1 protein-coding gene is annotated in these 15,736 nt (G+C 66.1%); it reads left to right on the top strand.

Annotation, left to right across the window (positions count from 1 at the left end; translation table 11 throughout):
• Nucleotides 1–88: 88 nt before the first annotated feature.
• Nucleotides 89–15,688, top strand: coding sequence for a protein-glutamine glutaminase family protein (locus ACWEV3_RS39875; protein WP_452618867.1), 15,600 nt, complete (start codon nt 89–91; stop codon nt 15,686–15,688).
• Nucleotides 15,689–15,736 lie beyond the last annotated feature (48 nt).

Raw genomic sequence — 15,736 nt, 5'->3', positions numbered from 1 at the left:
CGCCGTCCCTGGTGTGGCAGTGGGTATCTCGTCGGCGGGGACGGTCCCGTCGGCGCCGGGTGTGGTGGGTCCGGGCATCGGTGCTCCCGTGTCGGATGTGCCGAATCCGGGCGCGGACGTGCCGGCTGCGGCCGCGGGCCTGCCGTCCGTGGACGGAGCCGACACGTCGGCCCCGGTCATCGACCTCGTCCCATCGGCGGGACAGTATCCGGCCACACCCATATCCACACCGGACACTCCGGTAACCACGGGCGCGCCCACACTGGCGGCAGAGACCGGGACCGTTTCCCCCGGCGTTTCCCCCGGCCCGGGCGCGGGAACGCTCGCGGATGGTGTTGTCGCTCCGTCGTTGGGCGATGGTTTGCCCCTGCCGCAGGCTTCCTCGACTGCCTCGGCCACGCCCGTTGCCCTCGATGGCGACACCGGATCTGACCTGTCTCAGAGCACCGACTCCGGGCGACACAATGGCATGGCCGAAACTGCTCAGCCCCACGCGGAGCTGTCCGAAACCGGCGGCCTACTGCACGTCGGCAGCCCCTCAGCCGCCCAGGCCGGCCCGACGTCGACCGGCCCGACGTCGACCGGCCCGACGTCGACCGGCCCGACGTCGGCTGGAAATCCGTCGGCTGGAAATCCGTCGTCTATTCGCCCGCAGGGCGACCGGGCGGTCGAGTCCGGCACGCCACCGTCGACGCCAGTGGACTCGCCGGGCTCACCGGCGGGGCCGGATACCCCATTGCTGGAGCGTGACACACCATGGGTGCAGGTGGTGGCGGGAGAGGCCACGCACGCTGATCAATCCCCGGACGCTGGGCCTGCCGGCCTGTACGGGCGGCCGCAGTCTGGTGAGGTGAACGCCGAGACCGTGGAGTCGGCGGCGGTGGTGGGTGGTTGGCCGGTGGAGTTGAGTGGTGACCTGCTCGAACACGTGCGGTCTGCGATGCGGCAGATCCGGCAGCAAACGCAGCCGCAGAAAAACGTTGTGGTGACGGCGGAGGATGCTCGCCACGGGTATGCGCACTGGCGGAAGGTTCGGCACATATACCCGGAGTGGGCTCGGCTTTCGGTGCCGGAGAACTCCGTAAGGCTGGCTGTTGAAGTCGCCTATGTCGAGGCGCAGAAACGAAACGGTCATGACCGGCCGGCTATTCCGGGTCTGCGTGGTGGCGCGCCCGGTACGTCTCGTGTCACTGGCCCTTCTGCTTCAGCATCGTCTGGTAGCCGGGCGGGCATTGGTGATCACGGGGGTGCCGGTGGACACGCAGCCGCGCGGGGCGAGTCCTTGGTGGTGCCGGTGGAGATGCGGGAGCGCATCACCCAGTGGCGCCCGCAGCCTGGCGGACCGGGGACATTGCGGGCGTTTCTGCTGGGTCTTTCCTGTCCGGTCACAGTGGATCTGGTGAAAGCGTGGGCTCAGGGCTTGATCTGGGAGACCAACGAAGCCGACGGATACGTCCACACCAGAGATAGTGTGGCGGAGCTGTCCGGCGGGCTGGCTCGCAGCGACGCTGTGCTGGCCTGGTGGGGGGAGGTGTTACCGCTAGTGGTGCCGGAGGAGGTGCGGCAGCAGATCGTGAAGTGGCGCCCCCAGCCCGGCGGGCCGCAGACACTGCGGGAGTTTCTGCGGGGTCTGGAGTGGGACGGCGGCCAGAAGCTGCCCCTTGCCCGCGAGAAGCCGGGCCGCTTTGCCTGTCTGGTCACGGGGGATCTGGTGGAGGCGTGGGTCAAGGGCTTGGTCTGGGAGACCAACGAAGCCGACGGATACGCCCACACCGGAGAGAGTGTGGCGGAGCTGTCTGGCGGGCTGGCTGGCATCCACGCTGTGCAGGACTGGTGGGGGGAGGTGTTACCGCTAGTGGTGCCGGAGGAGGTACGGCAGCAGATCGTCGGGTGGCGCCCCCAGCCCGGCCACGAGCCGCAGCACCTGCGGGACTTTCTGCGGGATCTGGAGTGGGACGGCGGCCAGAAGCTGCCCCTTGGCCGCGACAAGTCGGGCCGCTTTGCCTGTCTGGTCACGCGGGATTTGGTGAAAGCGTGGGTCAAGGGCTTGCGCTGGCAGACCAACGAAGCCGACGGATACGTCCACACCAAAGATAGTGTGGCGGAGCTGTCCGGCGGGCTGGCTGGTAGCGACGCTGTGCGTGGTGCATGGGGGGAGGTGTTACCGCCGGTGGTGCCGGAGGAGGTGCGGCAGCAGATCGTCGGGTGGCGCCCCCAGCCCGGCGGGCCGCAGCACCTGCGGGAGTTTCTGCGGGGTCTGGAGTGGGACGGCGGCCAGAAGCTGCCCCTTGGCCGCGACAAGAGGGGTCGCTTTGCCTGTCTGGTCACGGGGGATTTGGTGAAAGCGTGGGTCAAGGGCTTGCGCTGGCAGACCAACGAAGCCGACGGATACGTCCACACCAAAGATAGTGTGGCGGAGCTGTCTGGCGGGCTGGCTGGCAGCGAAGCTGTGCGGGCCTGGTGGGGAAAGGTGTTACCGCCGGTGGTGCCGGAGGAGCTGCGGCAGCAGATTGTCAGGTGGCGCCCCCAGCCCGGCGAGCCGCAGACACTGTGGAAGTTTCTGCGGGGTCTGGAGTGGGACGGCGGCCAGAAACTGCCCCTTGGTAAGAACCAGAACGGCCACTTTGCTTGCCTGGTCACGGATGGGCTGGTGCGGGAATGGAAACTGGGCATGGGGTCGTCTGATGTGGATGCTCTAATCGGCAGTCCGCCGGTGCCACACGCTGCTGTCGCTCAGGTCCGATTGCCGGATGACTTGCGTAAGGGACAGTTTGACGACCTTACCGTGGAGAAGACCGAGTTGCTCAAACCGGACGAGAGGCGTGTTGAGGAGTATGGGAGGCAGTTGGGTGAGGTGATTGCGGGGCTGGTTGCGGGGCTGGGGCCGGAGGCGGAGTTGCCGGATATCCGGATCACGGTTCGGGCGAATGTCGACGCTGACAGCAGGCCGGATCCGCCGAGTGGGTTGCTGCCAGGCGCGCTGCAGCCGACGGTGAGGGAGCGGACGCTGGGCTTTATCAAGGGTCTGCTGGATCAGGAGATGAAGAAGTACCGGCCGTCGCAGGGTGGGGGCGAGTACGAGGCCGATGGGGACGGTGAGCGCGGCGAGGTGCCAGCCCGTGTACCGCACCTTCTCAACGAAGAACTGGCGGCTGCCCTGGAACGTCTGCCGGTGACCTGGTCTTGGTGGCGTCGCTACAGAGGACGCGACGAAGACCGTGATTTTCCTCTCGACCCCGACTTCGAAATCCGGTCTGTCGGTGGTCTGTCGGGTCGGACTGCGGACTACTATCGCAACGCCCGCCAGCTGGACCTCAAATTTCTCTCGGCGAAAAAGGATCGTTTGTCGGCCGCTGATGGGCAGCGGCTGTTCTGGCGGCTGGAGGGTTTCGTCGGTCGGTTTGTCGAGAGTCGGCCTGATGCGCGTCTCACGCTGAACGTCGAGGTTCTTGAGAAGGAGCGTGTGGCGTGGGACACGGAACTACGGGACCGTGCGCTGGAAGAGGTATGTGAGGGATTTCTCCCGCGGTACGGGTGGCTGTCGCTCGCCGAGTTGCGTGAACACGTGGTGATCAGCCCATCCCCCAGGGCCAAGGATGGCCTTCTGTTCACCGAGACGTCTGCTTCAGCACCGTCTGGCACCGGGCCGCGCACTGGTGATCACGCAAGTGTGGTGCTTCCGGTCGGGCGGGTGGTGGGTGGTGACGCGTCGTCGGGTGTGGATGCTCTGGTCGGTGATTCGGTGCCGGGCGGGGTGGGTGTGCGGCCTGGTGAGGAGGCCGAGGACGACCACGACTCGTTGTTCGCGGGCGGGACGCCGTCCGGGTTCGGTGCGCCTGATGCCGGGTACATGGCCTTGCCGGAAATGCCGGGAAGTATGGTCTCTGGGGTCCAGGAGCGGCCGGGTGTTTCACCGTTGGGTAGCCGGTTGGGCATCGGTGATCATGCGGATACCGGTGTGCACGCGGATGCGGGACAAGGGGGAGCTGCTGCTGTCGTCGAGGCAGGTGCCGCCGCGGGCACCGGCCCTGACGCGAGCGCGCAGCGTAAACGCCAGGCTTCTTCTTCCGGCAGTGGCCGGCAGCCGTTTGGTGTGAATGCTCTAGTCGGTGGTTCGGTGTCTTCAGCATCGTCTGGTAGTCGGGCGGGCACTGGTGATCACCACGGGGGTACCGGTGAACACGCAGCCGCGCGGGGCGAGTCCCTGGTGGTGCCGGTGGAGATGCGGGAGCGGATCACCCAGTGGCGCCCGCAGCCTGGCGGACCGCGGACACTGCGGGCGTTTCTGCGGGGTCTTTCCTGTCCGGTCACGGGGGATCTGGTGGAGGCGTGGGTCAAGGGCTTGGTCTGGGAGACCAACGAAGCCGACGGATACGCCCACACCGGAGAGAGTGTGGCGGAGCTGTCTGGCGGGCTGGCTGGCATCCACGCTGTGCAGGACTGGTGGGGGGAGGTGTTACCGCTAGTGGTGCCGGAGGAGGTGCGGCAGCAGATCGTGAAGTGGCGCCCCCAGCCCGGCGGGCCGCAGACACTGCGGGAGTTTCTGCGGGGTCTGGAGTGGGACGGCGGCCAGAAGCTGCCCCTTGCCCGCGACAAGTCGGGTCGCTTTGCCTGTCTGGTCACGGGGGATTTGGTGAAAGCGTGGGTCAAGGGCTTGCGCTGGCAGACCAAAGCCGACGGATACGCCCACACCACAGATAGTGTGGTGAAGCTGTCCGGCGGGCTGGCTGGCAGCGACGCTGTGCGTGGTGCATGGCGGGAGGTGTTACCGCCGGTGGTGCCGGAGGAGGTGCGGCAGCAGATCGTCGGGTGGCGCCCCCAGCCCGGCGGGCCACAGCACCTGCGGGAGTTTCTGCGGGGTCTGGAGTGGGACGGCGGCCAGAAGCTGCCCCTTGCCCGCGACAAGAGGGGCCGCTTTGCCTGTCTGGTCACGGGGGATTTGGTGAAAGCGTGGGTCAAGGGCTTGCGCTGGCAGACCAACGAAGCCGACGGATACGTCCACACCAAAGATAGTGTGGCGGAGCTGTCCGGCGGGCTGCTCGGCAGCATTACTGTGCGGGACTGGTGGGGAAAGGTGTTACCACCGGTGGTGCCGGAGGAGGTGCGGCAGCAGATCGTCGGGTGGCGCCCCCAACCCGGCGAGCCGCAGACAATGTGGAAGTTTCTGCTGGAACTGGAGTGGGACGGCGGCCAGAAACTGCCCCTTGGCCGCGACATGAGGGGCCTCTTCGTCTGTCCGGTCACGGATGGGCTGGTGCGGGAATGGGAACGGGGCCTGGAGTCGTCCGGTGTGGATACCCGTGATCACGCGGATGTGGGGCAGGGCGGATCTGCTGCTGTCGTCGAGGCGGGTGCCGCCTCGGACACCGGCCCTGACGGAAGAGCGCAGCGTAAACGCCAGGCTTCTTCCGGTAGTGGCCGGGACGCGCTTGAGCCACCGGCGAAACGGGTGCGGCCGGATTCCCTCGCGGCCGCGGGTGAGGTGGATTCGGGTGCCGCCTTGGGGGCTGAGCAGGCTGATTCTTCCTCGGGTGAGGCGCCGCCGGAGCACTCTGTAGAGGATCCGGGTGCGGTGGACCCCGGCCTGACCCACTTTGACCCGGTCTTTGACCCGGCTAGCCTGGTCTTGGGCCTGACCGATCTGGGTTTTGACCAGGCTTGGTTGGAGGGCCTGGATCTTGGTGCCTCGGCTGGTGATGACCTGTCGAGCATCGTTGGGCAGGTGCCGGACTGGTTGCTCGATTCCGATTGGGGAACGGAGGACTGGCTCGGCGTGCCCGATGTTGTTGCTCCGTCCATAGCGGACACTGCGGTGGTGTCGGGGCCGAGCCTGACCAACGACCAACGGACCGGTTTCGCAGGTGCTGACCTGTTCGAGACTCGGGACGAAAACGCTGAAGGCGCGATCGAGTCTTTCCTGGACCCGGAGAGTATCGCGACGCCGAAGGAATCGCAGTCCCCGTTGGAAGAGTCGCGTTGGCCGTTCGGTCGCATAACAGCTCACACGCACAAGGAGTCCGCGTCGGGCATGTCGCCGTCGCGAGAGCACAGGACCGCGTTGTCCGACGACGACATCGCTCGGCTAAACCCTGCCGGCCTTGATTACCCCGCGAGCGCCGACCATCCATTCGCCGGCGAACCCGCTGGAATGCCAACGGATACCTGGCCCGTGCTTGCCAGGAAGACCAAAGTTGCGAGCGAGCCGGCGATCCATCTCGACTCGGTCCCGTTCCTGCTGGCACGTGAGTACATCAAGTCGACGTTTCCGCATCTGCTGTCCGTCAATTCCGCCAATTTCTTCTGGTACGAACACTTCCCCGGTAACGTCAACTGCTTGAAGTGCATCGAGGCGACCGACAAAGCGATTGACAACATGGTCGCTGAGGCGCCATGGGCGGCAGAGCCTGGAAACACGGGCACCGCTATCCGGAACTATTTCCACACGACAGCATGGAATCGGTACGACTCGTGGGACTATGCGATCAGGCACATGAAGGAGACCCAGCTTGGGGCTCGTGCGATCGTGTACGTCGAGACAGCAGGACCGATCGCCCACGTCTTCAACGTCATCAACCGGCCCGAGGGTGTCGTCTTCCTGGATGGCCAGACCGGAAAACTCGGCAAGCTTTCGCCCGACGCGACGCAGATCGTTCTCGTCGAGTACTCCGGGCGTAGGGTGAGTCACCCGGGCCCGGTGCATCAGCTTCCCGACGAGCTTCGACTCCCCGCTGTCCTGACCGGCCCACCGACGTCGGAAAGCGCATCAGAGCCCGGTCGGCACGACGCTGGGAATGTCATTCCCAGCGAGCTGAAACCCGCCGGCGGCAACGTGGTTTCGATTGCCAACCCCGCTTCTACTGAGGTGCCTCCCGAGGGGATGCCAGCTGCAATCCTTCCGGACACACCTCCGCAGAGCACCCGGGCGGCCCCGCCCGACACGCCGCTGTCGACGACGGTGGACGCTCCGCCGCCAGGCTCACCGACAGGGCCGGACACGCTGCTGCTGGAGCGCGACTCGCCGCTGCCCGTCGCTGTGGCGAGGGCTGCGGTGCCGTTGGCGAACGACCGCGGTGACCAGGTTGGCGTGTCGTTTTCCGCGCCGTCGCCCGCGGCAGTCGGCCAGGAGGCCACGCTTGCCCCGGCACCGAACGGCTCGGTGTGGCGGTTGTTCGGCAGGCTTGGTGCCCGGGTCGGCGCGCTTTTCTCGTGGCCGTCGGCCACCCGCGGTGCTGACCGGGTCGATGGGCACTTCCCCTCCAGCTCGCTGGACGACGTCGGCGGGAAGCACGACCCGTTGCAGAGCGGCGGCCCGGCCAGCCAGGCGTCCGTGTCGCGGCGGTGGCAGGAGAACAAGAGCGCGGAGCGCAAACGTCATGCCTCTCCGGACAGCAGCACGCTCGAGCCACCGCGGAAACGGGTGAGGGTGGATCCCGTTGAATCGGCGGATGGCAAGGCTGGTGAGGATGGCGCCGGTAGGGGTGTGCGGAGTGCAGGTGCTACCGCTGATGAGAGCAGCAGCGGGTTCGGCGCCAGGGGCCAAGACATGTCCGGACTGGTCCAGGACTTCGTCGGGCTTGGCGACAGTGATTCCTGGGTGACGCGCGCGCAGCAGGCGGCGGCAAAGGAGTTGGGCCTGGAGATCCTCAACATCGAAGCCGACGGGAACTGTTTCTACAGGGCGGTCCTGGCAACCATGCCGGCCGACAAATGGGAAGCCCCCCATCTCCGCGATGCAAAGTCTGTGCAGGGATTGCGTCATGTACTCGCCAACTATCTTATAGAACACGGTGGACGCTACCGCGACTTTATCATTGGCAAGGACGAGTGGACGATCGCGGACGAAATTCGCAAACTCGGGAGCTGGGACAACGAGGGTGGTGACCTCGCTCTAAAGCTCGCCGCGGATTTGCTGGGAGTCAACATCACGGTGATCTTCCCCGACGGTAGCCGCCGGACTTTCCAGGGCGTCGGGTCCCACGACACCACGGAGACCTACCACATCGTCTTCAACGGCATGGACCGTAGGCACTACATGGCCACCCGGCGACTGCCAGAGACCCGCGATGTCGGTACCGCCGGAGGACAACGACGCGATCCCGTGGCACCGCAACCCGTTTCCGGCCAGACTGGTCCGGGCGAGGGTGGTGTGCCGGAGGTCGGTGACTTCGGCCTGGGAAACGTCGACCGGATGGACGTCGAAGGGACGAACGCTGACCAGACTGGTGAAGGGCCGGTCTCCCCGGCTGTGCGGGATGACGGTGTGGTTCTGCTGGAGGTGTCTGGACGGTCTGGTGGGTCGGTTGGGCCTGTTGGGCGGTCGGTGGTTTCCGTTGGGGGGTTGCCGGGGCTGCCTGAGGATAAGGTGTCGCGGCTGTCTTGGAGGGGCGGCAGGGCCTCTTGGGATAGCCTCCAGCTGGACTCTTCGCGGGATAGGGCGATCGATTTTTGGAAGGGTGCGTTGGTGGGGCCTGCGGGGGCCGTGCTCGATGACGGTGACCGGGTGGAGTTGGAGGAGTTCGCCGGTCGTTTGGCCGGTGTGCTGGTGGAGCGTGCGGAGCAGGGTCTGGAGATGCCGGACCTGCGGCTGATGTACCACGGCAACAAGAACGAGAACGAGTACGGGCGGCCTGTGGCCGCGCACCAGCTTGTCGAGGATGTGGTGCGTGGTGTGGTTGAGGCGCGGGTGCGTGAGAAGGGGCTGGAGCGGGATGGTGTGGCCGCCCGGTTGCGTGGGCTGCGTTTCACCTACCTCAGCCGGCACCTCAGCCCGTGGGTCGGCCCGACCGGCCCGTTGTTGGAGGGGCCCCCGCGAGGTGTTCGGATCGCTGTTTACGCGACGCCGGATGGCACCGAGGAGGGCTACTACGGGGCTTTGGAGCTTACCGAGTTCTTCCTGAGGGACTTCCCAGTGTTGTCGGAGTCGGCGCGGCTGCGGGTGACCAGGATGGTGCAGGGCCTTTATCGCCGCGTGGGGGGTGATCCGGGCAGTGGTGAGGTCTTGGATGTCGGGGTGGTGGTCGTCCGAGAAGGGGTCGTGGGGGAGGTCGAGAAGCTTATCCGTGAGGCTGTCGGCCAGGTGCGCAACCAGTTCGGCGCCGCCGGCTCGCCGTCCGTTGATGACTTCTTGCGGGACTCTGTCCGCATCCAGCCGTACCGGTTGCCCTACACGTATTTTGATGCTGTGTTGTTTGATGTCGTTCGGTCTGAGCAGGCCTCTTTGGACAGTGGTCGGCGCACGCTGGAGCCACAGAGCGAAGGGGTGCGGCAGGATCCCGGCGGTCCGGAAGACGACAGTGCCGGTAGGGGGGATGCCGGTGCGGTTGTGCTGGGCGTGGGTGATACGGGCGAGAACGTGGCGGCGTTGTCGGAACGCCGGGCGGAGTCTGAGCAGGCCGGTTCTGCCCCTGCCCCGGAGGATGAGGATGCGGTCCTGCCGAAGGCTTCCGAACGGCCTGGCGAGTCGGCTAGGCCTGTTCCGCAGTCGGGGGGTGGGAGGCTGCAGAAGCTGCCTGATGACGCGGTGTCGCGGCTGTTTCGGAAGGCCACTGGGCAGGCGCAGGACTCTGGGTGGTACGGCCCTTGGTGGGATAGACCGATCGACGGTTGGCGGGGTGGCGTCTACGGTCGCACGAGGATCAGGCTCAAAGGCGGTGACCGGGCGGAGTTGGAGGTGTTTGCTGATCGCTTGGCCGGCGTGCTGGTTGAGCGTGCGGAGCGGGGTCTGGAGATGCCGGACCTGCGGCTGACGTACCTCGGTGACGAGGATAAGCACGGGTGGGTGCCCGCGCACTCGGTTGCCGAGGGGGCGGTGCGTCGTGCGGTTAGGGCGCGGGTGCGGGGGCGTGGTGGTGTGGCCGCCAGGCTGCGTGGGTTGCGTTTCACTTACCTCAGCCGGTGGTCGAATGAGCCAGGGCGCGTTGAGATCGGGGTTCACGCGACGCCGGATGGCATCGAGGAGGGCTACTCCGAGGCTTTGGAGCTTACCGAGTTTTTCCTGGAGAAATTCGGTGTGTTGTCGGAGTCGGCGCAGCAGCGGGTGAGCCGGATGGTGCAGGGCTTTGTCCGCCGGGCGTTGGGGGCTCCGGGCAGTGGTGAAGTCATGGATGTCGGAGTGGTGGCCAAATGGTGGGGGAAGTGGCAACCGGACAGTGTCCTGGGTTTAGTGGGGGAGGTCGAGAAGCTTCTCCGTGACGCTGTCGGCGCGATGCGCAACCAGTTTGGCACCGCGTTGCCGCCCGTTGATGTCATCGTGCGGGACTTCTTCCGCATCCGGCCGTACTTTGGTGCCCACTCGTATGCTGCGGTGTTGTTCGATGTCGTTCGGTCTGAGCAGGCCTCTTTGGACAGTGGTCGGCGCACGCTGGAGCCACAGAGCGAAGGGGTGAGGCAGGATCCCGGCGGTCCGGAGAATGACGATACGGCCGGTGGGGGTGGTAGTGGGTTCGGTGGTGTTGTGTCGGATCCGGGTGCTGTTCCGGCGGCAGGGGCATCCGGTCGGTTGGGCGGCGGATCGCCGGAGTTGATGGATTACGAGCCGACTGCGCCGCAGGGTGGCGACAACGTGGCGGCGTTGTCGGAACGCCGGGCGGAGTCTGAGCAGGCCGGTTCTGCCCCTGCCCCGGAGGATGAGGATGCGGTCCTGCCGAAGGCCTTTGAACGGCCTGGCGAGTCGGCTCAATCTGTTGGGCAGTCGGTGGGTTTCGTTGGGGGGCTGCAGAAGCTGCCTGAGGAGGCGGTGTCGCGGCTGTTTCGGAAGGCCAAGCGGCAGCCCAACTCTGTGTGGAACGACAGACCTTGGTGGGATAAATCGATCGCCGGTTGGTTCGCCCAGGTCTACAGTCCGGGGGCCGTGCTCGATGACGGTGGCCGGGCACGGTTGGAGGGGTTCGCGGACGAGTTGGCCGACATGTTGGTTGAGCGCGCGGAGCGGGGCCTGGAGATGCCGGACCTGCGGCTGACATACCACAGTGACAAGTTCAAGTACGAGCACGGGCGTATGCCCCGCGAGCACGGGGCTGTCGAAACTGTGGTGCGCCGTGCGCTTAGGGCGCGGGTGCGTGGGCGGGGGCGTGGTGGTGTGGCCGCGAGGCTGCGTGGGCTGCGTTTCACCTACCTCATCCGGCCGTCGGAAGACCGATGGCGAAGGGTTGAGATCAGTGTTCACGCGACGCCGGATGGCACCGAGGAGAGCTACTACGAGGCGTCGGAGCTTACCGAGTTTTTCTTGGAAGAAGTCGATGTGTTGTCGGAGTCGGCGCAGCAGCGGGTGAGCCGGATGGTGCAGGGCTTTGTTAGCCGGGCGTTGGGGGCTCCGGGCAGCGGTGAGGTCATGGATGTCGGGGTGGTGGCCAATCCGGAATCCGTGCGTTTGTCGAACCCGAACCGTGTCGCCGCGAAACTTGTGGGGGAGGCCGAGAAGCTTATCCGTGAGGCTGTCGGCGCGATGGACAACCGGTTCGGCGCTGCTGGCTCGCCGTCCGTTGATGCCATCCTGCAGGACTTCTTCCGCATCCGGCCGTACGAGGGGGCTCACCCGTATTCCGCTGTGTTATTCGATGTCGTTCAGTCTGAGCAGGCCGGTTCTGCCCCTGGTCCGGAGGATGACGATGCCGGCCTGGTTGTGCTGGGTTCGGGTGATACGGCCGGTGGGGGCAGGAGTGGGTTCGTTGGTGTTGTGTCGGATCCGGGTGCTGTTCCGGCGGCAGGGACGTCCGGTCGGTTGCGCGATGGGTCGCCGGAGTTGATGGATTACGAGCCGGCTGCGCCGCAGGCGGCCGTGCTTGGGGGGTCGCAAGTCGGCGAAGGCCGTGGCGGTGCGGCGGAGTCTCAGCCGGGTGGCGAGAACGTGGCGGCGCTGTCCGCACGCGGGGTGGACTTCATTGTTCGGTCTGAGCAGGGCGGTTCTGCCCCTGGCCCGGAGGATGACGGTGTGGTTCTGCTGGAGGTGTCTGGACGGTCTGGTGGGTCGGTTGGGCCTGTTGGGCGGTCGGTGGTTTCCGTTGGGGGGTTGCCGGGGCTGCCTGAGGATAAGGTGTCGCGGCTGTCTTGGAGGGGCGGCAGGGCCTCTTGGGATAGCCTCCAGCTGGACTCTTCGCGGGATAGGGCGATCGATTTTTGGAAGGGTGCGTTGGTGGGGCCTGCGGGGGCCGTGCTCGATGACGGTGACCGGGTGGAGTTGGAGGAGTTCGCCGGTCGTTTGGCCGGTGTGCTGGTGGAGCGTGCGGAGCAGGGTCTGGAGATGCCGGACCTGCGGCTGATGTACCACGGCAACAAGAACGAGAACGAGTACGGGCGGCCTGTGGCCGCGCACCAGCTTGTCGAGGATGTGGTGCGTGGTGTGGTTGAGGCGCGGGTGCGTGAGAAGGGGCTGGAGCGGGATGGTGTGGCCGCCCGGTTGCGTGGGCTGCGTTTCACCTACCTCAGCCGGCACCTCAGCCCGTGGGTCGGCCCGACCGGCCCGTTGTTGGAGGGGCCCCCGCGAGGTGTTCGGATCGCTGTTTACGCGACGCCGGATGGCACCGAGGAGGGCTACTACGGGGCTTTGGAGCTTACCGAGTTCTTCCTGAGGGACTTCCCAGTGTTGTCGGAGTCGGCGCGGCTGCGGGTGACCAGGATGGTGCAGGGCCTTTATCGCCGCGTGGGGGGTGATCCGGGCAGTGGTGAGGTCTTGGATGTCGGGGTGGTGGTCGTCCGAGAAGGGGTCGTGGGGGAGGTCGAGAAGCTTATCCGTGAGGCTGTCGGCCAGGTGCGCAACCAGTTCGGCGCCGCCGGCTCGCCGTCCGTTGATGACTTCTTGCGGGACTCTGTCCGCATCCAGCCGTACCGGTTGCCCTACACGTATTTTGATGCTGTGTTGTTTGATGTCGTTCGGTCTGAGCAGGCCTCTTTGGACAGTGGTCGGCGCACGCTGGAGCCACAGAGCGAAGGGGTGCGGCAGGATCCCGGCGGTCCGGAAGACGACAGTGCCGGTAGGGGGGATGCCGGTGCGGTTGTGCTGGGCGTGGGTGATACGGGCGAGAACGTGGCGGCGTTGTCGGAACGCCGGGCGGAGTCTGAGCAGGCCGGTTCTGCCCCTGCCCCGGAGGATGCCAATCCCGGTACGGACGATGCCGGCCTGGTTGTACCGGGCGCGGGTGATACCGCCGGTGAGGGCAGCGGGTTCGATGGCAGGGAGCAGGACAGGTCCGGATTGACCCAGGACCTGGTCCCGCTTGGTGACGGCGGTTCCTGGGACAGGCAGCGTGCGAGGGCGACGGCGTTGGGACTGGAGATCCTAGATGTCGAAGCCAACGGGGATTGCTTTCCCCAGTCGGTCCTGGTGTCGGTGCCGAAGGAAGTATTGGAGCGCCGGCTTGGCGAGCTCGGCTTTGAACGGTCCGTGGAGGGTTTGCGCAACGCGCTCGCCAACAAATTTCTACAAACAATCATTGACAATACCGCTTATTTCGGTGACACCGGTCTCGACGCGTGGGACGTGCTGTCGATCGAGGAAAACATACGCACACCCGGAAGCTGGAACAACGTGGGCGGGGACATCGCCCCCCAGCTCGCCTCCGGCGTGCTGGGGGTCAACATCATGGTGATTGGTCCCGACGGCCGCGAGTCCGCGCAGGGCGCCGAGTTCCGCAAAGACTGGCTGACTTGCTACATCGTCTACAACGGCACAAACCACTACATGGCCACGCGGTCACTGCACGATACCCACACCGCCAGAGGATCACGCGCCCCCGTGGTCCCGCAACCCGCTTCCGGCCAGGTCGCTAGGGGCGATGGGTACTTCGATGGCGGTGTTCCGGATCCGATTGCCCGTGAGATGGATCCGTTTGGTACGGGGAACTTCGGCGGTGTTGTGTCGGATCCGGGTCCGTTGCACGACGGGTCGCTGGAATTGATGGATTATGAGCCGACTGCGCCGCAGGCGGCCGTGCTTGGGGGATCGCAAGTCGGCGAACGCCGCGGCGGCGCGGCGAGCTCATCTCAGGAGCCCGCTGAACTCCCGGGCGTCCGGGCGTTCGCCGAACAGCTGCAGCGCCATATCGAGGCCGATCAGTTCGACGAGGCGGTGATGATGCTGCACGGCCTGGACCGCGACATGCGCACCGTGTGGGCCGTGCAGGACGCCTACCAGGCGGCTAGCTCTCGCAGCCTCGGAGATGATCTGATGAATCTGAGACCTGAGCACGCCCATGCGGTGTTCGACGCACTGGGCTTCGTCAACGACAATCCGGTCTCCCTGGAGCAGGCGGCCTGGTGGCACGAGCAGTTGAAGAACTCCACCTTCAACCACCACTCCAGCGGAACGGTCCCCATCCGGATCGACTACCCAGAGACCGGCTGTGCGGCCCGAGCGCATTTCTGGTCGCTCCAGCTGCAGCGCATGGGCGCACAGCCGAGCAAGATCTTCGTTGTCCGCACTAACCCGGGTCGCTCGGTCGCCTCGGCCAATGCCGTCGATGCCTGGCCGGGCTTGCCAGGCACGGTCAATTGGGGCTTCCACGTGGCGCCTGCCATCGTGGTCGGCACCCCGTACGGACCTCGCAATTACGTTCTCGACCCCGCGCTCAGCGATGCCCCGTTGCCCGCCGAGGACTGGCTGGCTCTGATGGGCATCGACATCGCCGACGAGAACGGGGTCATCCTGCTCAGCGGTAGTCCGGAGCACGTTCAGGGCGCCCTAGACCAGCATCGCGCCGACCATCCCGACCAGTGGCTCGAGTACGAGCCGTCACTTGGGTCTTATCCCAACGGGAAAGCCCTCATCATCTTCAGTGACCCCGATGTATGGGACTGGCTACCGGTGGCGCCCGGCTCAACCAGCCTCCGAGAAGCCGACAGCCAAATCCGACACGAGCGTGGTGAAGAAGAGCTGATCAGTTTCAACGAGGAGGCGGAGCGTCGCGTCGAGGAACACCGCAGACTGGGAGAAAACCTCCTGTCCATGATGGACGCTGCCCATTCCGCCGGTTTCGACGTCTTCTCCTTCAGTCCCGCAGACCCCAACGCCCTATCCTACGATCCCGCCGAACTCGACCGGTTCTTCAACGCGGCCGCCCCCGATGCCGTTGCCGGCGGTGCACTCAACATCGACGACGTCCTGCGTTCGTCCGAAGGGCAGCTGCAGGCCCTGTTCAGCGCTTCGAACATCGGCCAGGTCACTGGTCCGCACGACGTTTTCGCCGAGAACAACGGCGGCTTTGACGGCAACGCCTTCATGACCGACGCTGCCTTCAGCATCGATTCGTCCCGTGGTCTGCCGGGGATGCCCGAGCAGGAGGCGAGGGGGTTCGGGTTCGACGATGTTGTGCCGGATCCGAATGTTGGTGCGGTGAACTGGTCTGGCGTGGGGGGCTTCGACGGTGTTATGCCGGTCGGCCGCACGACAGCCCACCCACAAGAGTGGTCCAGGCCGGACATCGCGCCGTCGCGAGAGCACCTGGAGCCGACAGGCTGGCCGCTCGTCGGCGGCAGTGGTGAGCAGGCAGGGGCCGCGTTCCCCGCGAACACTCCGCCGTCGTTTGCTGGGGGATGGCTGCCTGGCAACGCCGGCGAGGCGTGGCCGCTCGCCACTGGCGGTGGTGATCGCGTCGGTGCGCACTTCCCCGCGGTAAGCGACCTCGAGACCAACTACTTTCCCGGAGCGTGGCACGTCGACAACGACGAGGCCGTTGACCCCCGAGGGAGCGCATAGCGCGGCGGAGTGTCTCGTAGCGGCAGATCGAACAGCGATCGACCCGAG

The sequence above is a fragment of the Saccharopolyspora sp. NPDC003752 genome (assembly GCF_053605825.1).
Note: the sequence above shows the minus strand (reverse complement) of the source record. Positions and strands in the feature narration are given on the sequence as shown.